Origin of the sequence: Streptomyces anulatus (assembly GCF_000721175.1) — a bacterium.
Lineage (GTDB): Bacteria > Actinomycetota > Actinomycetes > Streptomycetales > Streptomycetaceae > Streptomyces > Streptomyces anulatus_C.
This window is the reverse complement of the sequence record NZ_JOEZ01000003.1, coordinates 386,830-411,780: the sequence shown is the minus strand read 5'-3', so window position 1 is coordinate 411,780 and position 24,951 is coordinate 386,830. Positions and strand designations below refer to the sequence as shown.

At 69.1% G+C, this 24,951-nt stretch carries 26 protein-coding genes and 2 pseudogenes; 27 read left to right on the top strand and 1 reads right to left on the bottom strand.

Going from position 1 to position 24,951, the window contains the following annotated elements; all coding sequences use genetic code 11:
* The first annotated feature begins 130 nt into the window (after positions 1–130).
* From IG90_RS0104920 to IG90_RS0104810, 22 genes and pseudogenes are all read left to right on the top strand, one after another.
* Positions 131–1,603, top strand: a complete 1,473-nt coding sequence (locus IG90_RS0104920; protein WP_030578061.1) for an SCO6880 family protein — start codon at positions 131–133, stop codon at positions 1,601–1,603.
* 36 nt (positions 1,604–1,639) lie between these two features.
* Positions 1,640–2,092, top strand: coding sequence for a DUF6238 family protein (locus IG90_RS0104915; RefSeq protein WP_030578059.1), 453 nt, complete (start codon positions 1,640–1,642; stop codon positions 2,090–2,092).
* 25 nt (positions 2,093–2,117) lie between these two features.
* Positions 2,118–3,623: an ATP-binding protein gene (locus IG90_RS0104910; RefSeq protein ID WP_030578057.1), complete on the top strand. Its 1,506-nt coding sequence runs from the start codon at positions 2,118–2,120 to the stop codon at positions 3,621–3,623.
* Between the two features lie 332 nt (positions 3,624–3,955).
* The gene (locus IG90_RS0104905; RefSeq protein ID WP_033893704.1) at positions 3,956–4,588 is read left to right on the top strand and encodes a hypothetical protein; all 633 of its coding nucleotides are present in this window, start codon (positions 3,956–3,958) and stop codon (positions 4,586–4,588) included.
* Between the two features lie 133 nt (positions 4,589–4,721).
* Positions 4,722–5,870, top strand: a complete 1,149-nt coding sequence (locus tag IG90_RS45555) for a hypothetical protein (protein ID WP_051859983.1) — start codon at positions 4,722–4,724, stop codon at positions 5,868–5,870.
* A gap of 93 nt (positions 5,871–5,963) precedes the next feature.
* Positions 5,964–6,731: a hypothetical protein gene (locus tag IG90_RS0104890; protein WP_030578048.1), complete on the top strand. Its 768-nt coding sequence runs from the start codon at positions 5,964–5,966 to the stop codon at positions 6,729–6,731.
* Positions 6,732–6,757: 26 nt separating this feature from the next.
* Positions 6,758–7,255 (top strand): hypothetical protein, encoded by a 498-nt coding sequence (locus tag IG90_RS0104885; RefSeq protein ID WP_030578046.1) that lies wholly within the window; start codon positions 6,758–6,760, stop codon positions 7,253–7,255.
* A 203-nt stretch (positions 7,256–7,458) separates the two neighbouring features.
* Positions 7,459–8,736 (top strand): hypothetical protein, encoded by a 1,278-nt coding sequence (locus IG90_RS45550; protein ID WP_233435900.1) that lies wholly within the window; start codon positions 7,459–7,461, stop codon positions 8,734–8,736.
* A 65-nt stretch (positions 8,737–8,801) separates the two neighbouring features.
* Positions 8,802–9,518 carry a hypothetical protein gene (locus IG90_RS0104875; protein ID WP_233435899.1) on the top strand — a complete coding sequence of 239 codons (717 nt, stop codon included), beginning with the start codon at positions 8,802–8,804 and terminating at the stop codon, positions 9,516–9,518.
* Positions 9,519–9,613: 95 nt separating this feature from the next.
* A pseudogene (locus IG90_RS0104865) lies at positions 9,614–11,399 on the top strand (type IV secretory system conjugative DNA transfer family protein).
* Between the two features lie 214 nt (positions 11,400–11,613).
* Entirely contained in the window at positions 11,614–11,871 is a 258-nt protein-coding gene (locus IG90_RS41480) for a hypothetical protein (protein WP_233435898.1), read from the top strand.
* A complete protein-coding gene (locus IG90_RS0104855; RefSeq protein WP_030578035.1) occupies positions 11,868–13,037 on the top strand; it encodes a DnaB-like helicase N-terminal domain-containing protein in 1,170 nt (389 codons plus the stop codon). Before IG90_RS41480 ends, IG90_RS0104855 begins: the two co-directional genes overlap by 4 nt.
* A gap of 40 nt (positions 13,038–13,077) precedes the next feature.
* The gene (locus IG90_RS0104850) at positions 13,078–13,659 is read left to right on the top strand and encodes a hypothetical protein (RefSeq protein WP_030578034.1); all 582 of its coding nucleotides are present in this window, start codon (positions 13,078–13,080) and stop codon (positions 13,657–13,659) included.
* Position 13,660: 1 nt separating this feature from the next.
* Positions 13,661–13,843 (top strand): annotated as a pseudogene (locus tag IG90_RS45545) (DNA cytosine methyltransferase); the annotation flags it as partial.
* A 121-nt stretch (positions 13,844–13,964) separates the two neighbouring features.
* Positions 13,965–14,861, top strand: a complete 897-nt coding sequence (locus IG90_RS41475; RefSeq protein ID WP_411572612.1) for a DNA cytosine methyltransferase — start codon at positions 13,965–13,967, stop codon at positions 14,859–14,861.
* Between the two features lie 93 nt (positions 14,862–14,954).
* Positions 14,955–15,554, top strand: coding sequence for a DUF4913 domain-containing protein (locus IG90_RS0104840; protein ID WP_030578032.1), 600 nt, complete (start codon positions 14,955–14,957; stop codon positions 15,552–15,554).
* Positions 15,551–16,318: a glycosyl hydrolase gene (locus tag IG90_RS0104835; protein WP_030578030.1), complete on the top strand. Its 768-nt coding sequence runs from the start codon at positions 15,551–15,553 to the stop codon at positions 16,316–16,318. The genes IG90_RS0104840 and IG90_RS0104835 overlap by 4 nt, the downstream gene beginning before the upstream one ends.
* A complete protein-coding gene (locus IG90_RS0104830) occupies positions 16,315–16,785 on the top strand; it encodes a hypothetical protein (RefSeq protein ID WP_030578027.1) in 471 nt (156 codons plus the stop codon). The genes IG90_RS0104835 and IG90_RS0104830 overlap by 4 nt, the downstream gene beginning before the upstream one ends.
* On the top strand, positions 16,782–17,450 hold the full coding sequence (locus IG90_RS0104825; protein ID WP_030578025.1) for a hypothetical protein: 669 nt from the start codon (positions 16,782–16,784) through the stop codon (positions 17,448–17,450). The genes IG90_RS0104830 and IG90_RS0104825 overlap by 4 nt, the downstream gene beginning before the upstream one ends.
* The gene (locus tag IG90_RS39125) at positions 17,447–18,301 is read left to right on the top strand and encodes a winged helix-turn-helix transcriptional regulator (RefSeq protein ID WP_063739470.1); all 855 of its coding nucleotides are present in this window, start codon (positions 17,447–17,449) and stop codon (positions 18,299–18,301) included. Before IG90_RS0104825 ends, IG90_RS39125 begins: the two co-directional genes overlap by 4 nt.
* 124 nt (positions 18,302–18,425) lie before the next feature.
* Positions 18,426–19,370 (top strand): SPDY domain-containing protein, encoded by a 945-nt coding sequence (locus IG90_RS0104815; protein ID WP_030578276.1) that lies wholly within the window; start codon positions 18,426–18,428, stop codon positions 19,368–19,370.
* Between the two features lie 38 nt (positions 19,371–19,408).
* Positions 19,409–19,900, top strand: coding sequence for a hypothetical protein (locus IG90_RS0104810; RefSeq protein WP_030578022.1), 492 nt, complete (start codon positions 19,409–19,411; stop codon positions 19,898–19,900).
* A gap of 4 nt (positions 19,901–19,904) precedes the next feature.
* Here IG90_RS0104810 and IG90_RS39120 read toward each other — a convergent pair whose 3' ends face one another.
* Positions 19,905–20,132 (bottom strand): hypothetical protein, encoded by a 228-nt coding sequence (locus IG90_RS39120; RefSeq protein WP_033893660.1) that lies wholly within the window; start codon positions 20,130–20,132, stop codon positions 19,905–19,907.
* A gap of 214 nt (positions 20,133–20,346) precedes the next feature.
* Between IG90_RS39120 and IG90_RS43310 the strand changes: the two genes are divergently transcribed.
* From IG90_RS43310 to IG90_RS0104770, 5 genes are all read left to right on the top strand, one after another.
* Positions 20,347–20,694, top strand: coding sequence for an SPDY domain-containing protein (locus tag IG90_RS43310; RefSeq protein ID WP_030578019.1), 348 nt, complete (start codon positions 20,347–20,349; stop codon positions 20,692–20,694).
* A gap of 33 nt (positions 20,695–20,727) precedes the next feature.
* Entirely contained in the window at positions 20,728–21,213 is a 486-nt protein-coding gene (locus tag IG90_RS47025; RefSeq protein WP_411572609.1) for a hypothetical protein, read from the top strand.
* A gap of 89 nt (positions 21,214–21,302) precedes the next feature.
* Positions 21,303–21,632 carry a hypothetical protein gene (locus IG90_RS0104785; RefSeq protein ID WP_030578014.1) on the top strand — a complete coding sequence of 110 codons (330 nt, stop codon included), beginning with the start codon at positions 21,303–21,305 and terminating at the stop codon, positions 21,630–21,632.
* A gap of 1,133 nt (positions 21,633–22,765) precedes the next feature.
* Entirely contained in the window at positions 22,766–24,142 is a 1,377-nt protein-coding gene (locus tag IG90_RS41460; protein WP_157846288.1) for an ABC transporter substrate-binding protein, read from the top strand.
* A gap of 35 nt (positions 24,143–24,177) precedes the next feature.
* Entirely contained in the window at positions 24,178–24,939 is a 762-nt protein-coding gene (locus tag IG90_RS0104770) for a 2OG-Fe(II) oxygenase (RefSeq protein WP_030578010.1), read from the top strand.
* The last annotated feature ends 12 nt before the right edge of the window (positions 24,940–24,951 follow it).

Here is a 24,951-nt window from a genome sequence, read left to right as displayed (position 1 = left end):
GGGGGCGGGCTGCCACCCAGCAGTCCGCCCCCGCCTCCCCCGATCACCGACGAAGGAGCCCTGCCATGTCCTCCAGAAGAGCGCCGCGCCCTCCGCCCTGTCGCACTCGCACCCACTGTCTGGACCCGCCATGTCTGCCCGATCCCAGGCCGAATCCGCCACGGCCACCGTCAAGTTCCCGCACCGCAGTCGCCGAGGCGTGCTGCTCGGCCTGACCGTCCCCCAGCTCATCGTCGCCGGGTTCACCGGGCTGCTGCTGCTCGCCGTGATCATGACCCGTGGCGTCGTCGGCGCGCTCCAACTCATCCCGCTGTGGAGCGCCATCGCCCTGCTCGTCTTCGTTCGCAACCGCGGACGGTCCCTGGCCGACTGGACTCCGATCGTCCTCCGGTACGCGTTGCGCCGGATGCGGGGCCAGTTGATCTGGCTCGCCCGCCCGTCCCGACGTCCCGTACGCGAGGGGCACCTCAATCTGCCGGGCACCTCCGCCAGCCTGCGTGTCGTCACCGCGCCCGACCGGCGGTACGGCGCCGTGCACGACCCCCACACCGGTTCGCTGACCGCCGTCGTCAAGGTCTCTTCCCGCGCCTACGCGCTCCTGGACCCGGGCACGCAGAACGCGAACGTCGCCGGGTGGGGCCGGGCGCTCGCCGCGCTGGCCCGTACCGGCCACGTCGCCCGCATCCAGGTCGTCGAGCGTACGGTCCCCGACAGCGGCGACGCCCTTCGCCGGTACTGGGAGGAACACGGCCGGCCCGACACTCCGCTCGCGGGCGCGCTCTACACCGAGCTGATCCAGAGCGCGGGCCCCGCCGCCGCGCCGCACGAGGCGTACGTCGCCATCAGCCTGGACGCCAAGGCCGCCCAGCGGCTGATCAACCGGGCAGGCGGCGGCCTCACCGGCAGCTTCAGCGTCCTGGCCCAGCTGACCTCGACCTTCGAACAGGCCGCCCGGACCGCCGGGCTCAACCCCACCGGCTGGCTCACAGCCCGCGAGATAGCGGCTGTCGTGCGCACGGCGTACGACCCCAAGGCCCTGCCCGCGCTGGACCGCTGGTCCGCCTCCGGCCGGCCCGAGGCCGAGCCCGCCGCCGCCGGACCCGTCGTGGTCGTGGAGAAGGGCGACCACATCGTCTCCGACTCCGCATTCCACTCCACCTACTGGGTGGAGAACTGGCCTCGCACCACGGTCGGCGCCGGATTCCTGCACCAGCTCCTGTTCACGGCGGGCGTGCGCCGCACCCTCTCGCTCGCCTACGAGCCGGTGAGCGTGGACGCCGCCCTGCGCGATATCCAGCGAAAGAAGGCGAGCGTGGTCGCGGACGCCGCCGAGCGCGCGCGGCGTGGCCAGGTGGAATCCGAGGCGGACGCGATCGAGTACCAGGACATCCAGGCGCGTGAGCGTCAGCTCATCGCTGGTCACGCGGATGTGGCCCTGACGGGTCTGCTGACCGTCTCCGCCGACTCCGAAGAGGAGCTGCGAACCGACTGCGCGGTGGTGGAGACCGCGGCGGTCGGCGCCGGACTCGACCTGCGTCCGCTCACCTGGCAGCAGGCCAGCGCCTTCACCGCTGCTGCGATGCCGCTCGCGCTCGCGGCCTGACGCCCGCGCCTCCCCGCGTCCGGAAAGAGCACCCTCATGTCCCGTAACCCTGCCCCGCCTGCGCAGGACTTCGTACCCTTCGCGACCGCCGCGCTCGACTTCCACCGAGCGCTCAACCTCCCCGCCGGCCCGCTCGTCGCGTCCCGGGACGAGCTGGACGCCCTGCACGCCCACCTCGTCTCCCTGCACGGGCTGCTCGACGCGCACACCTCACGCACCGGTCCCCTCGTACCGGTCGCAGGCGATCACCTCCACGGTGCGCGCACCCGCATCTGGCAGGCCGCCGACCACATCCACAGCGCCTACCACGCTTCACCCCAGCCCGGCTCCGGCGACCTTCCCGCCCGGGAAGCGTGCCGCCCCGGACTGCCCGAAGGCGCTCCGGAACTCACCATCTGCCAGCGCCACCAGCGCACCGCCCGCCTGGTACGGCGCCACTCCACCCCCGCCGACCTGCGCGCGCCGTTCACCGGCCAGATCCACCACTGACCACTCACCCCCCGGAGAAACGTTCATGCCCAGGACCCGCGCCAGCGCCTCCCACCTGTTCGTCCCCCGCAAGGCATCCCGCGCCCAACAGCGCGCGGCCCGCGCCGGTTTCGCCGCCGCCCGCCGCCAGGCACAGCTGGCCGGGGCACCACCCAAGCACCGCAAGGAGGCCGCCCTCGACCCGGAGCTGCGACCGGTCTACCCGGCGTCGGGGCGACCCGGCCCCGCCTCGGCGCGCGGCAGCAAGCTTCGGCTGCCCGCTCACCGGATGACGACCGCCACGGTCAGCGGCGCTTACCCGTTCTTGGCCGAGGGCGGCCTCGGCTCGTCCGGGATCTTCATCGGCAGGGACGTGCACGCGGAGGCCGCCTTCTGCTACGACCCGTTCGCTCTGTACAACAGCGGGCGGATCGAGGGCTTCACCAACCCCAACGCGGTGCTCGCGGGAATCATCGGCATGGGGAAGTCGGCGCTGGCGAAGTCCATCGCGACGCGGGCCATCGCCCACGGGTACAAGATCTATGTGCCCAGCGACCCGAAGGGTGAATGGTCGAACGTGGCACAGGCTCTCGGCGGCCACACCATCGCGCTGGGACCGGGGCTCCCCGGGCGTCTCAACCCTCTGGACGCCCCGGCGCGACCCACGTCGGTGACCGAAGAGGACTGGTCCGCCGAAGTACGCAAACGGCGTCTCGCGCTGCTGGCCAGTCTCGCCCGCACCGTGCTGAACCGCGATCTGCTCCCGATGGAGCACACGGCCCTGGACCTCGGCCTGGACCTGGTCGTCGCCGAGGCCACGAATCGCGGCACGGTGCCGCTCCTCGGCGACATCGCCGATGTCATGGGCTCGCCGGACCGCCTCGACCGCGGCTTCGGCCGCCCGGCCGGAGGAATGGGCCACGCAGCTCAGGACCTTGCCCACGCCCTGCGTCGGCTCGTGCACGGCGATCTCAGCGGGATGTTCGACGCCCCCTCGACCGTCGCCTTCGACCCGACGACGCCGATGCTGTCGATCGACCTCTCCCGGCTCGGTAACTCAGGCGACGACACCGGCCTGGTTCTGGCGATGACCTGCGCCAGCGCCTGGATGGAGTCCGCTCTCGCAGACCCCGACGGCGGACGACGCTGGGTGATCTACGACGAAGGATGGCGCGTCCTGAAACACATCGCGCTGCTGGAACGGATGCAGAGCCAGTGGAAGCTCAGCCGAGGGCTCGGCATCGCGAACCTGCTGGTCATCCACAGGCTTTCCGACCTGCTCAGCGCGGGCGACGCAGGATCGCGCGGCCGGGTGCTGGCCGAGGGGCTCCTCGCCGACTGCAGCACACGCATCATCTACCGGCAGGAGAGCGACCAACTTGCCGCAGCAGCAGCCCTGTTGGGACTCACCGGAGTAGAAACCCAGGCCGTCTCCGCCCTCACCAAGGGCAGGGGCCTGTGGAAGGTCGCCGGACGGAGCTTCGTCACCCAACACCTCCTCCACCCTTCCGAACGCGAACTCTTCGACACTGACGCACGCATGTCGGGCTAGCTCAACCGCCGCTGCGCGCAGCCGAGTTGACGGCCCCTGCGGGTTGCCGGCCTCCCGAGGCGAGCTACACCCCAGCGGCGATCCTCAGGGGCGGCGAACCGCCGGTCGACTGGAGTGACCGGCCCACCCCACCCAGCTGCCGCGCCGGCGCCCGCGTTCAGACGCGGTTCCGCCGGCCCGCAGAGGAACACGTCTGCACCCACCGCCAACCCCCTTCGCCGCCGTATTCGCGGTAGCACCGCCACAGGAACCAAGAACAAGGACTCAACGTGCCCACTTCGTCCAGCTCTCCCTCACCCAACGAAGACCGGCCACCGGCAGGCAACGACCACATCGCGTGGCGGCAACACGTCCCAGCACTGGCCTCCGCTTCCGCCGGCATCAAGCAGGCAGAAGACGCCTGGGACGCCGTCTCGGACTACTTCTGCGACCACGACGGTTGGCCCGTGGACGAGAAGGGCTACGCGGACGGCAAGGTCGTACGCGACGCCCAAGCGTGGAAACACGTCGAGGTCTTCCTCGCTCACGGTCCCGAGGTACTGGCCGGGGTCCGCGCCGCCACCACCGGCGCCGACTACCTCGGGGGGCCAATCAGCGAGGACCTCCGTCGCCTGAGCAGCATCGACGCCGCCCTGAAACGAGCCGGACAGATCCAGCGCGAGTGGGACGACGTCATAACGATCATGGACGGCTCCCTCCCCGGCACCCGGGCGCTCTACGAGGGCCGGGCCCAGGAGATCCGAAACGCCGAGGGCTGGCACGACGCGCACGAGCTGTCGCTCCACGGCCCGGCGCTGGTACGGGCCGCTGCATACGTGACCGCTCGGCCGGAACCCGAGCAGCCCTCGCAGACCGAGCGGGCGCGAGTGGCTCTCAAGCGATCCGCCTCCGGCACCAGCACAGCTCCACCAACCCCGCCCCCTGTACCTCCGGCGTCGCCGACGCCGCCCCATCGGTCCCGCTGACGCCACTACCACCGCATTCCGGCTCAGCCAAACCTGCCGATCTCCGGATCCTCATAACACCGGTACCCATACACGCGCCCCTCACGTTGACCCGTGTCGTCGACCATGGGGCGCTCGGCCACGGAGACCACCAATGCCCCCCGACCAGCCCCTGGTTACCCTCCAACGGGAGGGCGCGCGTATCACCGCGCGTACAAGCGGGCCCGTTGCCTCACGGGCGCCGGACAGCGATCCGGAGCACGAACGCGGGTACGGGCACCTCACCTCCCCCCTTCGGCAACGCGGCCTGGTCTGCACCGTCGAGTACGGCCTCAGCGACTACTTCGTCCACGCCTCGCTTCCCGACGGCAGCAATGTGATCATCTCGCCGCCACAGGAACCGTCCAGCGAGCACCCACCGGGGTACCCCGAGAGCTGGCTCGTCACCCGCCACCGAAGCGCTGAGCCGGCGGTCTACGAAGTGATCTACGACTCGGAGCCGGATGGCCCCCATGCCCGGCACGGCGGCGACGTCACACGGTTGATGGCTGCCGTCGACAGCCGTCTGGATCAGCTCGGCGTACCTCCACGACCGGGGCCGAAACGGTTCGCTCACGACATCGCCACCGACGCGGTACTCCACCGCGCGGGCTTCGTCCCCGCCGTCGAGTTCGGCGGTGGGCACTACCACCGGCTGCCCTCGGCCATGACCGACCCGGATGAGCAGCGGCTGGTGGTGACCCGGGCCTTCGACATGCTGCGGGCCGACGGCTTCGATGTCTCGTGCGACCCTGACCTGCTGGAACACGACGCGCCTCCCTTCCTGATCCCGGAGACGAGCCTCGGCGACCGCCTCGGGTTTCTGGCCAAACACATCAAGGCGTCGACGCATACGCGCGACATGGTCGCCAACCTGAGCGAAGTGACCGCCCCGGGCGACGGCGTTCTTCACCAGGTTGTGGAGATCCTCGACACGACGGCCGAGTGGTGGGAAGGGTTCGGCGAACCGGCCGATCACCGCTACGCGCAGCGTCTGCGTTCCATCGCTGAGAGCCTCGACTCCTACGCGATCGAGCTGCGCGCGATACGCGGCGATCTGGCCGACCGCCATGCCGTGCACCCCGGGAAGGCCCGGAGCCGTACGAACCAGGTCGCTGCTTCGACGCCTGCGCCACCACGGGTACGTGCTGCTCTCGCGCCCTCGCCGACGGCTGCGCAGCGCCGCGCTGCCTCGGCGCTTCCTGCCACGGCGGCCGTCCGCCCCGCACCTTCGGCCCGCCCCTCGTCCGCCCCCGGTCGCTGACCACTTTCCTCTCGGAGTCCTCCGTGCCTCGTACCACCAGAACCATCCCGGCCCTGGCCCCTGCCCTGCACGCCCACACCGGATGGATCAGCCATGCCCACCCATTACCCATCACTTCCCGATGTCGCCTTCGGCCACCACCCTGACCACGGAATAGTCGCCGCGAACCCAAAGCAACTCGTCTCCACCGCATGGATGTTGGCGCGGTTCGACTTCCACCCCCTACCGGACCAGCCGACACTGTACGCACTGGCCGATCAGAAACGTGATGGACCGGGCCGTACCTCCCGGGCAGTCGCGCTACTGCGCGAGGCCGGCTACCAGGTCGACGTGGACGCCGCGTACGACCCCTCGCTGGCCTCCCGTGCGCATCCCACCCGTGACCAGGCCCCGCGCGCAGATCCCGAGGTGGCGTTCGCCGAGCATCCGCAGCTCGGCATCGTCGCGGCTACCAGCGACCACTCCTCGGCGCTCGGCGGTCAGCTCATCCTGGAGGAGAACGGCTGGCGGCTGGACCCGAATCTGGACATCTACACGCTGCCCGTCACCGCCGACCGCACCGAGTCCGTGCAGAAGGTCGCCAGTGCCACGGTGGCGATGCAGCGGTCCGGTCTCCAGGTCGCTGTGCATCCCCGCCTCGCCCGCGACGCGGCACTGCGCCGCGCTCCCGCGCCCACGAGCGCCGAGCGTCTCCTCCCCGGTCAGGACGCCGTCCCCAACAACTCTCGCAACGCCGCCGCGCTCGCAGCGAGCCCAGCGCGCTCGGGCCTCCGGGACAAGGCGCCGACTCCTGCCGCCGCTGCCTCCGGGGCTTCGGGGCGACCCGTGGACCCGCGCATCGCGTTCTCCCGAAGTCGATAACACACCTTCTGTAAGGAGCAGTTCTCATGGCTGTGAAGACCATCTGGCCCATCACGCACTCGTGCGGCCACCACGACGAGCGCGACCTGTCCGGCCGGGCGGCCGATCGCCGCGCGGGCTTCGCCGAATGGCTCGCCAAGCAGGAGTGCACGGACTGCTGGCGGGCCGCCAAGGAGGGGGACGAGCAGGACAAGGCGGCCTGGCTGGAAGCCAAGCGAGCGGAAGAGCAGGCCGAATCGGAAGCCTGGTCGGAGCAGTACCGGATGCCTCCGCTGGAGGGCACCGACCGGGCCGTCGCCTGGGGCATGCGCTGTCGTCACCAGATCCTGGCCGCTGCCTATACCGCCCTGGTCCTCGAAGGGGAGACCGATGAGACGGAGTGGGAGGCGATCGAGGAGGCCGCGCGCTTCGTTACTCGCGCCGGTTGGTGGATCGACCAGCGCTCCTCCGGACCCGGAGACCTCGCCGAGCTGCTCCAGGCCGCCACCGAGGCCGACCGGCCGACGGAGAACCCTCACTTCTGACGGTCCGACACCACGCCTCGACACGTCTCAGCGATAGCGGGGCACACCCGAACGAGTCGCCTCACATGGCCTCGATGCCTCGGGAAGGTCGGTGGCATCTACCAGCGAACTCCGGCCGGTCCAAATCGCGGATTCTGCGGATTCTCTTCGCTTGACGGCCCGAAAGTCCGGCTCGTGTCCACTACTCCTCCGAGGTAGACGCCGTGATCGCTCACCTGCAGCGTGCCAGTAACACCGTGGGGCTGCTCTCGTACCTGTACGGTCCCGGCGAACGTGGCGACCACGTCAGCCCTCGACTGATCGCGGGCGAAGGTCACGGAGCCCCGATCGAACTACTCGCCGAGCCCGACTCGCTGCCCTACTTGGCGCACGCCCTCGACGCACCCGTCGAACGGCTCGGTACGCGTGCACCCGCGCAGCCGACATGGGTCTGCTCGGTCCGTTCCGACCCTCGGCAGCCGGATCTCACCGATTCGCAGTGGGCCGCTGTCGCCCGGCGCTTGGTGGACGCCACCGGGATCGCCCCGGAAGGTGATCCGGACGCTTGCCGGTGGATCGCCGTACGTAACCGGCCACGGCAGGTGCACGTCGTGGCCACCATCGCTCGCGAGGACGGAAGCCTCTACAACGCCTATCGCGTCGCCTTCCGCCTGCAATCCGAGTGCCATCTTCTCGCCGCCGAGCTGGGCCACCTGCCCATCGCTCCGCAATCGACGCCCCGCACCCAGGAGACCCGCATGCCTTCTCCCTCCATCACCATCACCGCCGAGCCCAGCGGCAGCGTCTCGGCCAAGGGGGCCAGCGACGACCTGTCCGCCACGCTCCTCAAGCACGCCGGCTTCCAGCAGATCGACGACTGGTACGGCCGACGTCATCGCCTCCCCACCACCACTCCGGCCGATGACCGGGCGGCCATCGCCACCCACGCTGCCGAGATGCTCCGCGCCGCTCGCTACGGTGTCAACCTCGACCCCACCCTTGACACCACCACCACGGCGTTCACCTCGGCGAATCCGCTCGGGCCCTACGCCGCCGGAGCGGAACTCCTCCGGCTCACCGAACAGATCAGGTCTGCCGAGACCGGCGCCGACCTGAAGCAGGCTCTCGACCACCTCCTTGATCCCGAGCACGGCGCGCTGGAGCGCATCCGGGAGGCGCTGGAGGCGGCAGGCGAGCAGATCACCGATCTCGACGATGAGGCGTTCCAGCTCGCCGACCGGTTCGGCTTCGCCGAGGACTTCGTCCACTCGGCTATGTCGGAACTCGTTGATTCGGAAGACGAGTTGCTCGGTGTCGGCCGTGCGCATCAGCCCTCGGACCAGGCGCAGACGCGCTCTCGATGGCTACCCCAATTCCGAGGCGCCGCCCTCGCCGCTTCGCCTGCAGCGGTCAAGGCTCAGGTCTCCTCGTCTCCCGACTCTCGGTCGACGCAGCCCAGCGCGGCCGGCCTCCCGCCGCGCGCCCCAGGCCCCCGACTGTGACTCAGGTCGTCCTGGCCGCCGCCAGCCGTCGACCCGTCGCGCGCCCGCAGTCGAATCGGCCGTCCATGACCACTACCCGGGAGGGCAACATGCCCGAGCACTACTCCAGCATCGGCGAGGCCGTCGGCGCTGCCATGCAGCACAACATCCGGCTCGCCCAGCGCAGCGAGGCACTCGGCTCCGACAGCCCACTGCAGGCCCGGCACCTGCCCAGCGCCTCCGCCGACCCGTACTCCGTCCGCGGAATGATCGGTCGCCTCCACGAGGACGCCACGCCCGATGAAGTGGCCGGGATCATCGAGGAGGTCAATGGCGCGCTGGTCGGGGCTCCGCCCGAACTGACCGAACTCGTCGCCGCTGCCGCCGACTGGACCCGTGGTCGCCTGGAGTTTCCCGCCGACCCCGAGGTCTATTACCCCACTTGGGAGACCTGGAAGGCACTGGCCGCCGCCCACGAGATGCTCCATGACGTCCACGAGGAGTTGGCGGTCGCTGCGGACGGGGTCGCCGCGTGCTCGGCCCAGCGGGCAGACCTCCGGCATCACGAGAAGGTCCGCACCCTGCGGAGCCGGGAACTGTTCGACGACGTCTTCGGTGCCGGCTCGGTCGCCCCGGACCTGGTCGCTCGCACCACCGAGGGGAATCTCGATCCCGAGGTCCGGCGGCAGGCAGTCGCTCTCCAGGTCTCGCCCGTCGCGGCCAAGGCCGGCGTCGAGACCAGTGCCCCGGCGCCCGCCACGCCGCCCCCGCCCACGGCACGGCCTGCCAGCCACCAGCGCTGAAACGTTCCCTTCCGACCGTCAAGGAGCAGACCCGTGAACGACACGAGAGCCGAGCGCGCCCCGCCATCGCCCGCTCGCACACCCAAGGAACCACCGTGCCCCCACGTACCAGTGCACCCTCGACCACCACCGGGTCGGACGCGCTCCTCTACCTCCTCTTCGGCGTCCTCGGCGCCGCCATATCCTTCGGCTCCCTCGCCTGGCTGACCGGCAACGTCACGAACTCCGTTGTCGGTAGCGGACCGTGGACCCCGTTCCGCGCGACGGACGCCCTGCTGCACCCCGAGATGCTGTGGCCGACCCTGAGCACCACAGCGCTGCTGGTCGGCGCCCGCATCGTCCCCGGCCTGATCACTCTGGCCCTGGCCACCACCGGCCTCGTGCTGTGGATGCGCTGGCGCTCCGGCTCCAAGACCGGCCTCGCCCGGAAGGGCGAGCTGGCACCGCTGCTGGACAAGGAGAGCACCGCGAAGGCGAAGAGCCTCCGCCCCTCCCTCAGCGACCGGGAGCGTAAAAGAGGTCGCGCCCGCCGACCGCGGCATCCTGCTCGGCACCCTCGACCCCGGTCGTGCCGAGGTCCGGGCTTCCTGGGAGGACGTGATCGTCGCGATCATGGCCCCGCGAAGCGGGAAGACGTCCGGCCTTGCGATCCCCGCCATTCTCTCGGCTCCCGGCCCGGTCCTGCTCACCAGTAACAAGGCCGCGAACGACGCCTTCACCGCGACGGTGGACGCCCGCGCCGAGGTCGGCACGATCTGGACCCTCGACCCGCAGCAGATCGCGCACCACCCGCGCGAGATGTGGTGGGACATCCTGGCCGACGCCCGCGACCTGGCCGGGGCGAAACGCTTGGCCGGGCACTTCGTCTCCGCGAGCGTGGACGAGTCATCCGGCTCCGACTTCTGGTCCACCGCCGCGAGCAACACCCTCGGCGCGCTGTTCCTGGCCGCCGCCAGCCACCGGCGTCCGATCACCGACGTCCTGGCCTGGCTCGCCACCCCGGCCGACCGCACCCCGGTGGACCTGCTCACCGACGCCGGCCACGACGCGGTCGCCGCCCAGCTCCAGGGCACCGTCTCCGGCGCAACCGAAACCCGCGACGGCATCTATGAGACCGCGAGGCAGTACGCGAGCTGCCTGCTCGACCCGGACGTCGCCGCCTGGGTCACGCCGAACGACGACCTCCCCGAGTTCAAGCCCTTCGCCTTCGCCACCTCCCGCGACACGCTGTACCTCCTCAGCAAGGACGGCGGCGGCAGCGCGAGCGCGATCATCGCGGCGGCGGCCGACGCCGTCATGCACGCGGCCGTGATCGTCGCCGAACGCTCCGGCGGACGACTCGACCCGCCCGCCCTGTGCGTCCTCGACGAAGCGGCGAACGTCTGCCGCATCTCCGATCTCCCGGACCTGTACAGCCACTTGGGTAGCCGAGGTGTGATCCCGATGACGATCTTGCAGTCTTATCGGCAGGGCCAACGGTGTTGGGGCGAGGCGGGTATGGACGCCCTGTACTCCGCCGCCACCGTCAAGATCATCGGTTCGGGCATTGATGACGCTGACTTCGCCGACCGTCTCAGCAGGCAGGTCGGTGACCACGATGTCCAGACCACCTCGGTGTCGAGGAGCGAGGGCGGTAAGTCCACCTCGGTGAGCATGCGTACCGAGCGGATTCTGCCGCCCGACGCGATCCGCGCCCTCCCCAAGGGCAAGGTGTTGCTCCTGGCCACCGGGATCCGGGTCGCCATGCTCAACCTCAAGCCCTGGTACAAGGAGCCCTCCGCCAAGGTCGTCGGGCCGGCCTCCGCACGTGCCACGAAAGCGATCACCGAGCGAGCCCTCGCCAAGACCATCGGCCACGACGACTTCGAGCTGTCGGCATGATCGCCCCCGCACCCGAGGCGCTTCTGCACCGCAGTCGGCGGCCTCTGGATCAGGCACCGATCGACCGGGTCACTGCCCAGGAACGGTCGGGGCGACGGTCGACATCTTCGACGCCACCCTGGAGAACAGCAAGCCGGACCGCTGTTCCCGGCCGATCCGGCGCCCTCGTCCAGGCAGCCTTGCGCCCCACCTCTCCGTGTTCAGGAGTCCCATCGTGTCCCCGCGCAGCAACTCCTCCTCCGTGCCCTTCTCCGTGCCTCGCTCCGGTCGGCTCGCCGGGTCGCCGGCCGTACGGCGTGACGGCAAGTGGTGCCTAGTCGTCGGTTCGGGTTCGGTCATCCCTACCGATCCGGCCTTCACCGGCGAGCTGGACCGCTTCGCCGCGTTGATGGCCGCCGCCGACCAGTCGGTCGCCGCTCTCCACACCGCGCAGGGCGGTCCGCCGGCTTCTCGTCGCCGAGGGCGACGATGAACCCGCTGTTGCGGGCGGAGCAGGCAGTCCTCGGCTCGGTACTGCTCGACCCGAACCAGCTCACGCACCTGAACTGGCTCGCGCCCGATCACTTCGACCGTCCGGTTCACCGGGCGCTGTTCACCGCGCTGCGGAAGCTCCGAAACGACGGTCACCCGGCGGCAGCGGCTGATGGTCCGGTGCCTCTGTCGTGGGTGACCGACTCCGTCGTCGAGGCCGGCCGTCACGTCCGGGGGCTCACCGCGGTGTACGCCCACACCCTGGTCTCTGCCTGCCCGCGTCCCGAGCACGCTCCGGTGTACGGCCGCATGGTGCTGGAGGGGGCGATCCACCGGACCGTTGCCGAGCACGCGATCCGTCTCCACCAGGCGGCTCGGGCCGACGTCCTGCGGGGAGAGGTCGAGGGTGCGCTGCGGTCGGCGGATGTCCTGGCCGGGGTGCTCACCGATCTCGCGCGGCGCTGGGGTACCGAACCGCGTCCGGTCGCGCCCCCCGCCCCGCCGGCCACCGTCCCGACCACGCCGACGGCGCAGGCCGACCAGGTCGCCGAGGACGAGCGTTTCCTGCTCGCCGTCCTCGCCGATCAGCCGAAGGGCATGGGGGAGGTAGTGGGCTGGTTGCGGCCGGGGGACTTCGCCGACCCGGGCCACGGGAAGCTCTACCGGTGCTTCGGTGCCCTGCATCACCGGGGCGAGCCCATCGACCGGGTCACCCTGCTCTGGGAAGCCCAGCGACGGGGCCTCCTGGCGGACGGCACGCTGTCGGGCGAGCAGCTCACCGCCATCTGCGACGGCGTGGGCCCCGGCAGCGCGGAATGGCTGGGTGAACGGGTCATGCGGTCCTCCGTGATCCGCACCGCAGCCGCTTCCGCCCGCGCCGTCCGGACCCTGGCCGAGGACGAGGCCCTGGGCCCCGGGCCCCTGATCAACCACGCGCTCTATGTACTCGGTCCGCTCGACGAGGTGCGCACCCGCTGGCAGTTGGCGACCGGCGATCCCTCTCCGGCGCCGAAGGCCCCAGCTCCTCCGGACGACGCGCCTCGCCCCGCCCAGGTTCAGGCCGCCCTCGCCCGCAGTTCACCACGCCTTCCCTCGCCGCTATCGGCGCTATCCCGGGGTGCGCCCGGGTCAGCTGCCGTACGACCACGGTCCCTCGGCCCCAGCTGAAGCCTCCCCCCACGTTACTCCCTCTCCACTGGAACTCACCGTGAACACCACCCCCATATCCGACGCCCGAGCCTTGCGGTCCGCAGCCGAGAACTTCGACGCTCTACGCGGCAAGCTCCCGATCCCCGGAGATCCTCTCCGCGGACCGGACAGCGTGACGGTCGCCAAGCAGATCTCGGAACTCGGCAAGAGGATCACCGCCCTGGGCAACGAGGTCCTCATCCGCACCGCGTCTCCGGACCTGGACGCCCACACGGCCAGGGTCATCAGCGACTTCGCCGCCGCTGTAGAACCCGCAGGCGAGGTGGCCTCCGCGCTCGGCTCGGTGGCGCACCAGCTCTCCTTCCTGGAGCGAACCGAGCACATGCGCGACCAGCCCGACGCGATGGATGCGCGCGAAGCGGCCACGCTGGTGATAGGTGACGCGCTCGGTCTGGCGGACGCGTCCCTCCGGGACGCCTCCTACTCCCTTTACGCTGCGGCGGCAGCGGCTTCGCCTCCGCCCAGGCAGCTTCGAGCCGCTCTCAGCCGGTCCACGACCGCGGCCCCGCTTCCCGCCGCAGCGCCCTCCACCGTTCCGTCGGCGGCTGCTGCCTCGAGCCGGACCGCACGGGGGCGGTGACATGCGGACCGCCATCGTGCGCCCTCCGCTCATCGGGTCGCTCTGCTCGGGGTACGGAGGGCTGGACCTGGGCGTGCAGTCCGCCCTCGGCGGGACGCTGGCATGGCACTCCGAAGTTGATCCGAACGCCTCGCGCATCCTGGCCCGCCACTGGCCCGGCGTCCCGAACCTGGGCGACATCACAGCCGTCGACTGGTCCCTCGTTCCCCGGGTGTGTGTCCTGACGGCCGGCTTCCCCTGTCAAAGATGTCTCGGTCGCCGGCCGTCGGGCCGGACTCAACGCCCAGACCCGCTCCGGGCTCTGGCTGCACGTCGCCCGTGCGGTCGAGGCCCTCCGACCCTGCCTGGTTGTGATCGAGAATGTGCGCGGCCTCCTCACCTCTCCCGCCGGTTCCCCTGGCGACGTGGAATTCTGCCAGTGGTGTCTGGGAGACACCGCAGGTCAGCCTCCTCTGCGGGCACTCGGTGCCGTACTCGGATCCCTGGCCGACCTCCGGTACGACGCGAAGTGGCTCGTGCTTCGTGCCTCCGACGTCGGTGCCCCGCACCGCCGCGAGCGGACCTTCCTCACCGCCTGGCCCACCGGAAACCCTGTTGAAGACGCCGACGAGCAACATCGGCAAGAACGGCGGCTCCCAGCACCCTTCGAAGAGGAAGAGTGGCGGCCACGGTCCGAACCTGGCCGACGAGGTCGAGTGGCTCCTGCTACCAACCCCGAAGGCGTCGGACGGGATCAAGGGCTCGCCGAACCAGCGGCACGGCAACGGGGACATGACCCTGCCCAGTGCGGCAGCGTCGCTGCTGCCCACGCCGAGGGCCAGCGACACGGGAACTCCGGGCCGACGCCCGGGGAAGGGGTGGCGGCCTCCCCTGTCGGCGGTCGTCCTGCCGCTCTGGACGGAGGAGCCGACGGCGTCCGGGGAGCGGACCGGCGATGGGGGCCGTACGCAGCAGCGATCACCCGATGGGAGATGCTCACCCGTCCCGTCCCCGAGCCCACCGATGGGGCTGGTCGGCTCCGTGCCGACTTCGTGGAGTGGATGCAGGGCCTCGACGACGGCTGGGTCACCGCCACACCGGGACTCGGACGCCCGGCGCAGCTCACCGCGCTCGGCAACGGCGTCGTCCCTCAACAAGCTGCCCGCGCACTGCAGTTGCTGGCACCGCCTTTTTCGCGCTGTCCTCGCTGCGCGGGGGTGTAGCGCCCCACTACCGGACTTTTCCGGCCGCGCCAAACCGAGGATTCTCCGGATCCTCTCGGGCATGTCGCCGTCTCACAGATGGAGCCCGCCCCGATGTCCGACACCAGCCCGACCGCCCCCGGCCCCGAGCCGTTCCGCATCCCCGACGGGGATCTCGACGACCTCGCCAGCACCCTCGCCAAGACCATGGCCGAGGTCAGGCAGCACGGCGCCCTCCTCGACCGCCTCGGCTCCGATCCCGTACCCGTTGCCAACCAGCAGACGGACGACGGGCCGGCAGCCGAGGCGGCCGACGCCGCGCAGGCGGAAGGCCCCGCCTCGGTGTTCATCCTCGCCCTGGGCGGGGAAGCGTACGCCGCCGAACTCACCGCGCTCAGCGACTGGGTGAACTACCTCTTCCTCCCCGTCTACGGACGAGAAATCAGCTCCTCCCGGCCGTGGTGCGCGCAGTGGGACGAACACCCAGAGGCTGTCGCCCGGCTGCACGCGCTCTGGCTCGCGTGGCAGCAGCTCACCGATGCAGAGGCCGGCCTGTCGGGTCCTTCAACCTGGCACCGCGACCACCTGGACCAGGCGCTGGTCCACCTCCGGGCCCCCGACGGCCCCTTCGCCGCGTGTACGACGAGCCCGACCCGGCCGAACCACCGGGTGCTGGTCGCCCCGGCGCCCGAACAGTCGGAGGCGGCAGCATGAACACCGAACTCGACTTCCGCCTCGACGACCTTGTACCCGCCGACGCTGACTCCGAGTACGCAGAGCAGCAGTTCTGGTCCGGTGACCTGACGGTCCTGACCGAGCACCACACCGCCCCCCACGGCTCACACAGCTACGTCGTCGCTCACGACGGGTCGGTCACGTGGGGCGTCCCCGGCGAACCGCAGGTAGCCGCGATCAAGGTGGCGCGGAATCTCAGCCTGAACACGTTCACCATGGAGACGACCTATCACGCCACGGTCCCCTTCGCCCAGAACTGGTTGATCGAACAAGGCTGCCCACCTGAGCAGATGGCCGAGGTAGGCGCCGAAGGCGCTACTCCCGCCGACGATCTCACCGTTCGTATCGAGGCTGAGATCCGGGAATCAGGCACGCGGTACGAGGTCATCGAGACCGACACCTCGGACTACGACCCGTGCGAGGCATGGACGTTGACCCGCGACTCCGACACCGTCCAGGAACCGATTCGCCTCTTCCTCCAAGAGTGGGACATCAACGCCCACACGTACACGCTGCGCGAGGGCGCCTTCGCCGATGAGGAGACCGCTCTCCGCTGGCTGGACGACCGCAGCACCCCGCTGCCGCAGCCACCCGGACACATCGGTGAAGCTGCCGCCCTCCGGACCCGTGCCGCCCTCGCCCGCTCGGCCGGCAGCTCCGAGATACCGAGGACCGCCTCTGGTACCCACCAGCCGGCGGCAGCCGTACCGGTACAGCGTTCGGTACAGGGGAGGCTGCTGTGAGCGCCCGCTTCGCCTTCGCGGCGCATCCCGACGCCATCGAGGACCTGCGGAACCTTCCCGATCGCATCCGTGATCTGGCGCTGCTGGAGCTGCAGAACCTGGTCCACGGAAGCGACGACTGCCTCCCGCTGAAAGGGCGTCTCGCCGGATACCACAAGGTGTACGTGGATCCGTCCGTCTCCTACCGGATGGTCATCCAGTTCCGCCCGGCCCCGCCCAGCTCGAACCACAAGCGCGAGGTCTACCTCGTTGCCGCCGGAAGCCGGAAGGACTACGCGGTCTACCGCTCCGCTCACCTCCGTACCGGCCCTGAGCGAGGTACCGAGGCGGACTCCCGTACAGCGGCCCGGGTGCAGGCCGCCCGCGCCCGCTCGCCCCTTGCGAACCAATCGACGGCTGCTCCGTCGACCTCTCCAGCAGCCGCCCAGTCTCCGGCCGCTGCCTCTCGAAAGGCTCCCCAGCGATGACCGCCGATCCTTCCCCGCTCACGCGTGCCGAACTGGCGAGCCTGCTCACCGATGCAGCGCATCGCGTCTCCGGGATCCTCACCGCCGATTATCCGACGGCCGCCAGCCGCTCCTACCTTCATCCCGTGCTCGGTGCTCTGTCCGCCGGGCCTGGGGTGGTCTGCGCGCTGAACGACCGGCTCGAAGGGTTCGTGGCCGACAATCCGCTTCCCACGACGCCAGCAGGTCTCTTCACCCTGGCCTCCTACGCCTCCGCGCTGGGATGGCTCACCGAGTCCCTGGCCGAGCTGACCGCTTCGGTCGACCGGATCTGCACACGTGTCGGCATCCCCACGGAACCACCGGACTGCGCCTTCTCCGCCCCAGCCCGCGTGGAGCAGGGCCATGACTTCGACTTCAGTTTCAGTGCGCTGGAGTTGGAGGCGATCCGTACTGCGGCCGACGCCGCCGGTCTCGCGCCGGACGACTACGTCGAGGTGCTCTCCGAGTCCTTGCTCGCAGCCTCCCGGATCACCGACGCCTGCATGGAAATCTCCGGCGGCCTTCTCGAAGACGCTACGTACGTCCTCGACGAGGTGACCGACCACGTCCGGCTCGGCGACGGTCCCGACAGCCTGCCCACGCTGGTCCGCTCCCTGCTCGCCCGGATGGAGACGGCCAAGTGAACCCCTACGAACCGAACACCGAGCCGCAGCCCCCCGCCTTCTCCTTCGACTCGGTCGACGCTCAGCGCATCGACCACGCGATTGCCCGGATCGGGCCGAAGTGGACCACCTGGTCGACAATGATCCTCGCCCAGGAAAGCCGCCCCATGCGGGTGCGCGAGATCGCCGCCCAACTCCCCTTCGTCGGCGAGCAGTCAGTAAGTCAGCGGCTGATGTACATGCACGCCGACGGATTGATCACCCGTGCCGATGTCCGCCGTAGGGGCACCTACCAGCTCAGCGCGCTCGGCGAGTCGCTCGCCCCCGTGCACCGCACCTTGTCGGACTGGTCCCGGGCCCACCTTCCGCACCAGACGATCGCCGAAGCCGAACGCGTCGAGGACGCCCTGGGCCGTCTGAACCTTCGGCACACGACCGCCGTTATCCAGGCCCTCGGGACCAACGGCCCTCTCCGGTTCAGTCACATCGCCGAGGAGATCGGCGTGGACCGCCCCTCCGCCCGGCACCGGCTTCTGCGGATGCAGGCCGACGGCCTGGTCGGACGCACCGGCTCGCACCACGGCGCCCCCTACGTCCTGACCGATGCCGGCCAGGCGCTGGGGGCCGTCTACGCGACCGTCGAGCACTGGAGCGAACCCGTCACCACGTTCAATACCTCGCCGAGCCCCGCCCGCGTCGCGGCGGCCACACGGACCCACGAACGTCCCGCTGACGGGGGACGGTGCCCGGACCGCAGCGGCCCTGCGCCGGAGCGCCGCCGTGCCCAACGACCTGTTCAGCCACGTGCCGCAGCCGCAACCGCGGGTGTCGGCGGCTGTCACCGCCCGGTTGGCCCCGGGCCGGGGGGGTGATCCGAGTGGTGGTGCTGAGAGCCAGTGCCGTCTCGCCGCTGCCTCCGCGTCTGCGTGCGCCCCAGCCCTTCACTCTGCCGCACACGCGGGCGCGTTCCCCTTCTGCGTGCCCGGAGTCTCGACCATGAGCGTCCAGCAACCTAACGACAACTATCTGTACCAGGAGGTACTGGTCAGCCCGATGTACCTGGCCGGTTCCAACGGGGCCGGAGACGCCGGCTTCGCCCCTGTCGCTCACTGGCCGCACCACTACCTCGATGACGGTCCCTGCCAGCTCCTCGTCACGTCGCCCGACCAGAGGATCCGTATCGGCTGGTTCGGCGACGACTTCGAGCTGTGGAAGATCGCCGCATCCGAGGAAGCCGTCTCCTCACCCCGCTGGACGGCGACCTTCAACCATGTCACCCCGGCCGAGATCGTCGCCGGGCTGACCACCGCTCTCGCTCACGACTACGCCGAAGCCGATGCCTACGACGGCTACGAACGCTTCCTGGCGAGCCCGTCGTACCGCCGGGCCGACGCCGTCCAGCCTCTGACCGATGCCGGCTGGACCCGCGACGGCGGAGCCGAACTCGGCACGGTCGAGATCATCGCCCCGGACGGACAAGCAGGCGTCCTCATCGACAACCGTCTCTCCCGCCATGATGACGAAGCCGTCACCCTCTGGGCGGGTCCACCCGGTTGGGGCACCCGAGCGGAGGCGACCTTCTCGGCCCATACGCCCTCCCACCTGATTGCCGCGGCGGCAGCCACCATGGCCGATCCAGCCCCGGTGGTACGCGAGCGCCACCAGATCCACCGTGAGGTGGCACATCTGGTCTCGCTCACCCCCGTCGCTCCGACCGCACCCCAGGCTCCCCGGGCTCCCACTCCCCTCGACGTACGCCGTACTGCTGTCACGCAGGCCGTCCAACGCGCCGCACGCTTCCCCCGGACAGCCGCCGACCTCCGGGTCATGGCCGCACGAAGCCGCACGTCGACTTCGGCACAGAACCGGTCGGGCAGTCCCGCGCCCGCCCTCGCGACCAGGCCGTCGGCCAGCGCGTCGACCCCACGTCGCAGCCGCTGACGCCGCCTCCGCCCTCTTCGAATACCGGGAGTTCCGCCATGCCCGACGCCACCCCACTCGACCAGGCCACAACCATGATCGAGAAAGCCTGGGGCCGTCCTATCGAAGCTCTGGAATCGCTCGCGGTCCGCCGCCCGACCGACGACCCTCTCCTGCGCTCGGCCATGCACATCCGCTCGGCCCTGGTCATCACCGCCGACAGCGCCGTGGCCGTGCACCAGGAGCGCCTGCACGCCCTCACGCGCCCCGGCCACGCACCGGCCTTCTACGACCTGCAACGCATCACCAGCTCCGCAGCGGACCTTCGCGTCGCCCTGGCCGAGAGCCGTACGGCCCTTCAGGCGATCAGGCACGTGATCGAAGCGCGTGAAGCCGCCGCGACCGCGGACCGGGCCCCAGCAGTTCGGCTGGCCCAGGCCGCCGTTGCTCGCTCCGGGCGTGATCAACACGTCCGTGGCCAGGTGCCGGACCAGGCCGCTCCTTCGGCTGTCGTCGGGCCGCCGGCACTTGGCCCGGGGCCACGTCGCTGATCGATCAGGCGAGGCCCTCGTCGCGGTCGGCGGGGGCGTTCTCTCCCACCGCTCGCATCCAGATGCGGGAGCCCACCGCGCGGGCCAGCTCCTCCACCGTCAACTCGACGCGACGCCCATCAGCGCTGAGGTCCATGACCATCGCGATGTCGCCCACCGTCCACGGCCGGCCAGCTGCGCGGACCTTGTGCTCCAGTCCGGTCCCGACCTCGTGTCTGCTCGGCTTCGCCATCCCTGCTCCCCCTTCGCTCCCGTGCGGCCCTTGCCGCAACCTCAGTACGACAACTCCGTCCGCCGTTCCATTCCCGGCGGACGGCCCTGATGGCGTCGGCCAGTTCGCCCACGGCAGACGCCGCTTCCTGGGAATCGACTACGTACTCCACCACATCGCATGTCAACGTACGGGTGTTAAGAAAACCGCAGGTCAACGAAGGGATCGTTCAACCGTGACCACCTCCGCCGCCCTCTTGCCCGCCGTCGTCCGCCCGGCCCCGGAAGACCGCTGCTGGCTCTCGTCCGACCACTGCGCCGGTCCTGTTCTCGACCTCCTCAATGGTCTTGGCTGGGCCGTCGTCGACACCCCGGAGGCCAACATCCACGCAACCAGCCCGGATAGTCGCGTCTATGTCGGCTGGCTCCCCGAAGACCCCGCCGCCTGGAAGCGCGACATCGTCTGGCATGTCCGGGTCCAGCCCGCCGACGGGGCTCCGTGGGTCCAGGAGTTCGGCCCCTACACCCCCTCCGAGGCTGTTGCCGGGTTCCTCGCCGCGCTCATCGCTTCCCCCGGCCGCTGATACCGCCGCCAACCCACCCTCGGAAAGGCCCACATGGCATACCGCGCCCCTCTCACCAACCACCACGCCGACGGCACTCTCTGCTCGGCGGACCACAAGCACACCAGCTCCGGCAAGCCGCTCCACACCGACTGCCCCGGCCGCGCGTACACCCCGCGCCGTCTGCTCCTGCGGCTGGAAGAAGGAGGAGTCCGGCAAGGGCTACGTCAACGAGTGCCGCAAGCGGCACCTCGCCAGCCACGCCGAGGGGTAGAACGCCCCCTCGGCAGTCTGCCCCCTCATCCCGTACCGCTCTCGGAGGTCCTCTTGCCCCACTACCTGACCGTCGGACACCTGCTCCGCCAGCTCCAAGACCTGGACCCCAGCCTGCCGATGCGCCTCGCCATCAACCCCGACTTTCCCTTCACGCACTACCTGGGAGCCGAGATCGTCGTCCGGGACGGCACAGCGTTCATCGCCGACGACGGCCAGGAGGACTACCTCCCACCCTCGGTCAGCAATGCCCTGGACTGGGCCTGACCGTCACACGAACCACTTCGGAGGCTCATATCCCGTCGCGATCCCGCTCACCGCAGACCCTTCCGCTGCACCGCCTTGCCGTACGCCCGATGCCGGACGACGTGCGCGGTGCGCTCGTCCAACGCGTCTCCGCCCTGCCCGACGGGCCGCTCGACATCACCTGGCTCGCCGCCGATACCCCGAGACTCCCCCAGGGCCGCATGCGCCTGCACTGGGAGCCCGCCTCCCACACAGGCTGGGACGTCACCGCCCACCTGGGCCTGGCCACCACCGAGGTGCACCTCGCCTCCTGGCCCGCCGCCCCGGACGACTGGCCGCACCTGGTCCGCCCCACCCTCCACGAGGTGCTCGGCCTCTGCACCGCCCTCGCGGTCGCGACCGCCGCCCTCGACCTCTCGAATCGCCTCACCCACGTCTGACCGAACCGCAGAAGGCCGCCCCACGCCGATCAGGCAGGGGCGGCCTTGCCGTACGCCCAGCCACCTGGTGCGTACCCTCATCGCGACGAGCAAGTAGGACAAGATGCCTGACGAACAGCGGCTCTAAATGTATTGACCTGCCGGGTTGCTGACTCGGCTGATAGGTAAGGGCTGCCTCGCGGATGTCGCCCAGCTGCGCGACCAGCCGCCCGTGTTCGGGCTTGTGGCCTCCGACCCGACGGGCCTCCCGCCCCTTCAACAGCACCTCAACACCCGAAATAGTGGAATCCGGCGCCGCCCCGAGGCAACACTCGGCTCTTCGGCCTGCACAACCTCAGCCCGCGGCACGAGAACGGTCCACCGGCTCCATCAGCAGATCGTCACGGAACTTCGAGGCTAACGACGAGCCAACGAACTATCGGTAGCAGTGGGGCAAGCGGCCGGAATATCTGAAACTGGACACTCACTGTCCGCCCCGAGAACTCACCCGATGGGTGATCTCCAGCCACTTTTGGCCGAGACCGCTCACTCGACTCCGTTACAGCCGTTCCCGACTGTCAGATTTTTGGGCGCCCACTACGAGGCTCGCATGGAGCACGCCGAAGTAGGAATTAGCAGAAAGCGTGCCATGACTGGTCGTCGCCGCAGCCGCCGCTTGGTGCGATTTGTCCGCAAAAGAGTAGTTATTCAAACTATTTACAGTGAGCTATTACAGCCAAAATCGTCACACAAAGGTTCCCCTCGACCCCCTTTCCGTCCCCTTGTCGAACAAACGCCCATCTCCGAAGAAAAAATGTCCAGAAATGCCCGATCGCGCTGGTTCTCGCGCGAGCTGTGGCCCCTGATGCGATTTTGTCAATCGCTTGCGGAGGTCCTTGGCGGGTCTATAGTCTGCGATCAACATTAGTTCCGAAGGGGGGTTATCCATGCCGGAGATTGAAGCCGCAATAGAGAACGAGCTGTTGGACGAATTCGAGGACCTCGAGTTCGACCAAGAGATGCTCAGTGACTATTTGGCAATGGCGCACCGCTGCTGAAGCCTCCCGGCATGCCCCTCTGGGGCATGCCGGGTCTCACGTTGACGATGAGCAGAGAGACCTGTGTCTTCTAGTATCACATTCGCGCTCGACTCGATGCCGCTCAACAACGACAGCCACTGGCCCGCAGATTATGATGCGCGGTTTGTTGGCGAGGCGGCCACGCGAACTCTTCTGTCTGAGGCTGCTGGCGGAAACGTTGCGAGTGGGGCAGCGGTCGGAATCGAATATCGGGAACGTGATGACTGCTGGAGTGTAGAACTCGACACGTCCCTTCGATGGTCAGACGGGGCGCAGCTCACTCCGATCGATTGCGTGCGATCGGTGGATCGAATACTTAGTCGGCCGCGGTCGAGGATTGCCAGGATGTTCCCCTCGACAGGAGCTGTCACGGTTGTCGGGGACGGAAGGATCGAGTACCGGTTCAGCCGCCCCACTTCCTATGCGGCGGCCCTCTTTACGTTGCCGCAGCTCGCACCGTCGAGAGCCCAAGGGACATTGCTCGGGGCTCCAGCCCTGGGAGATTATTCTTTGGCGTCCCATGGCGATGGATTCATCGAAATGGTACGCCACCCGTATGCCAAGGATGCGATACGCGAGGCACCTGAAGCTTTGGCTTTCCGGGCGTATTCTACTCTAGACGAGGCATTGCTCGCCCTTGCCCAGGGCGAAGTGGACGTATCTCCTACGACAAGCTTCGGTGTCCGGCAGTTGGAGGAATTTAGCCATGACTCAAGAATGTGGTCCGGCGATATTTCGATCTTCGGAAATCTTGAGTTCGGTCAAGAGTGCCTTGCAATGCGGAGCCGGCCGGACCTAAGGCGCGCGCTGGGGCTGGCGCTCGACCGTCGTCGCATTGTGGGCAGCTCCTCCGGTCTCGTCACTCCGTTCTGTTCGCAGACAGCGGCATGGCGAGATGATTCCGGGCAGTGCCATGACATGCGGCTGGAGCCGACCGACCGCGAGCGGGATGAAATCCGGCGTGCTCTCGGTGATGGCATAACTGTGCCCTATGCAGACTTTACGCCGAACGGCGACATTGTCCAGGCCATCTGCACTCAGTTGCAGGAATTATTCGGCATATCGGCTACCCCATGCCCGGTGAGTTACCAGAGCTATATCCGCAAAGCGGTGACCGGTCGGCACGGGCTGCTGTACACCCTTACCACTGCAGACTTCGCCCACCCTGCGGCGCTTCTGCTGCCGTGGCGCTCGGACAGCCCGAGCGCCCGTAGGATCGCGTTCGCGGACCCATCTTTGGACACGTATATCAATGAGGCTTCAGCTGTATTTGACCTTGCACAGGCCGAACAGGCATGGCACCGGGCGGACGAGCGTTGGCTTGAACTGATGCCCCGCGTCCCCCTCATTCAAGTCCGTGCACACTGCTTGCGCGGCGATCGGCTGAACGATGTGTCTCTCGATTCAGGCGGCTTGGTCGACTTCCGGAAACTTGAGGTCCGTTCGGTGTAACCACCGGGCCTGAGTCATTCAAAAGAGAGGCAAAAGTGAGCCAGCAGACTGCGCTGCACGACGACGTGACCCGGGGCGAGATTTTGACGCGCGCCTCGGTCTTCATTGCCCCGGAGTATGCCAGAGAAGAAACTCTAGACACCGTAAGTCAGTGGATGAAATCGAGTTCGCCCGAGCCGATGGTGTTCCGGAATTTCCTGCGTCCCGAAGCCGCTGCCGCAACCGCTGCGGCGCTGCGTGCGCTTCCGGTGTGGTCGCGCCATGTCACCGCCTACTACAGTCAGACGGAGACCGAGATCATCGACGAGGCCGACTGGGCGGACCACCCCCAACGAGCCGCCTGTCACTATGTGGCTCAGCCGCTGACAGCAGCTCTGGCGGACGGTGCCATGGCGGCGCAGCATCAGACCAGCCTGCGGCGGTTCCTGAAGTTCGCAGTACTCACCAACGGACTGCGGGACTGGGTATCGCTCGGTACGGGCGTGCGCTTGTCGCCGAAGGAATGCAGCGTCGAATTCGCAGCCTATGGCAGAGGCGATCAGATCCGTCCGCACCAGGATCTCTTCCCCAGGCGTGTCCTAGGCGGAAATCTATACCTCGATGAGGAGCACCGGAGCGACACCGGCGGACGGCTCGGCTTCCGGCTCAATGGAGGTGAAGAGACAATGGTCGAACCGGCGTTCAATACCTTCTCGCTCTTCCCGATCCGGCCGGATGCCCACCACTGGGTGGAGCCGTTCCAGCGGGACACCACCGGGCGGTACACGGTCAGTTTCGGGCTGCACAGGGCCGAGTGACATGTCGCGTCC

What these genes read in the sequence shown, in the direction of transcription:
- IG90_RS0104920 (WP_030578061.1), top strand. Translation starts at nt 131, where the DNA reads ATGTCTGCCCGATCCCAGGCCGAATCCGCCACGGCCACCGTCAAGTTC.
- IG90_RS0104915 (WP_030578059.1), top strand. Translation starts at nt 1,640, where the DNA reads ATGTCCCGTAACCCTGCCCCGCCTGCGCAGGACTTCGTACCCTTCGCG.
- IG90_RS0104910 (WP_030578057.1), top strand. Translation starts at nt 2,118, where the DNA reads ATGCCCAGGACCCGCGCCAGCGCCTCCCACCTGTTCGTCCCCCGCAAG.
- IG90_RS45555 (WP_051859983.1), top strand. Translation starts at nt 4,722, where the DNA reads ATGCCCCCCGACCAGCCCCTGGTTACCCTCCAACGGGAGGGCGCGCGT.
- IG90_RS0104890 (WP_030578048.1), top strand. Translation starts at nt 5,964, where the DNA reads ATGCCCACCCATTACCCATCACTTCCCGATGTCGCCTTCGGCCACCAC.
- IG90_RS0104885 (WP_030578046.1), top strand. Translation starts at nt 6,758, where the DNA reads ATGGCTGTGAAGACCATCTGGCCCATCACGCACTCGTGCGGCCACCAC.
- IG90_RS0104875 (WP_233435899.1), top strand. Translation starts at nt 8,802, where the DNA reads ATGACCACTACCCGGGAGGGCAACATGCCCGAGCACTACTCCAGCATC.
- IG90_RS0104855 (WP_030578035.1), top strand. Translation starts at nt 11,868, where the DNA reads ATGAACCCGCTGTTGCGGGCGGAGCAGGCAGTCCTCGGCTCGGTACTG.
- IG90_RS0104840 (WP_030578032.1), top strand. Translation starts at nt 14,955, where the DNA reads ATGTCCGACACCAGCCCGACCGCCCCCGGCCCCGAGCCGTTCCGCATC.
- IG90_RS0104835 (WP_030578030.1), top strand. Translation starts at nt 15,551, where the DNA reads ATGAACACCGAACTCGACTTCCGCCTCGACGACCTTGTACCCGCCGAC.
- IG90_RS0104825 (WP_030578025.1), top strand. Translation starts at nt 16,782, where the DNA reads ATGACCGCCGATCCTTCCCCGCTCACGCGTGCCGAACTGGCGAGCCTG.
- IG90_RS0104815 (WP_030578276.1), top strand. Translation starts at nt 18,426, where the DNA reads ATGAGCGTCCAGCAACCTAACGACAACTATCTGTACCAGGAGGTACTG.
- IG90_RS0104810 (WP_030578022.1), top strand. Translation starts at nt 19,409, where the DNA reads ATGCCCGACGCCACCCCACTCGACCAGGCCACAACCATGATCGAGAAA.
- IG90_RS39120 (WP_033893660.1), bottom strand. Translation starts at nt 20,132, where the DNA reads ATGGCGAAGCCGAGCAGACACGAGGTCGGGACCGGACTGGAGCACAAG.
- IG90_RS47025 (WP_411572609.1), top strand. Translation starts at nt 20,728, where the DNA reads ATGGCATACCGCGCCCCTCTCACCAACCACCACGCCGACGGCACTCTC.
- IG90_RS0104785 (WP_030578014.1), top strand. Translation starts at nt 21,303, where the DNA reads ATGCCGGACGACGTGCGCGGTGCGCTCGTCCAACGCGTCTCCGCCCTG.
- IG90_RS41460 (WP_157846288.1), top strand. Translation starts at nt 22,766, where the DNA reads ATGCCGCTCAACAACGACAGCCACTGGCCCGCAGATTATGATGCGCGG.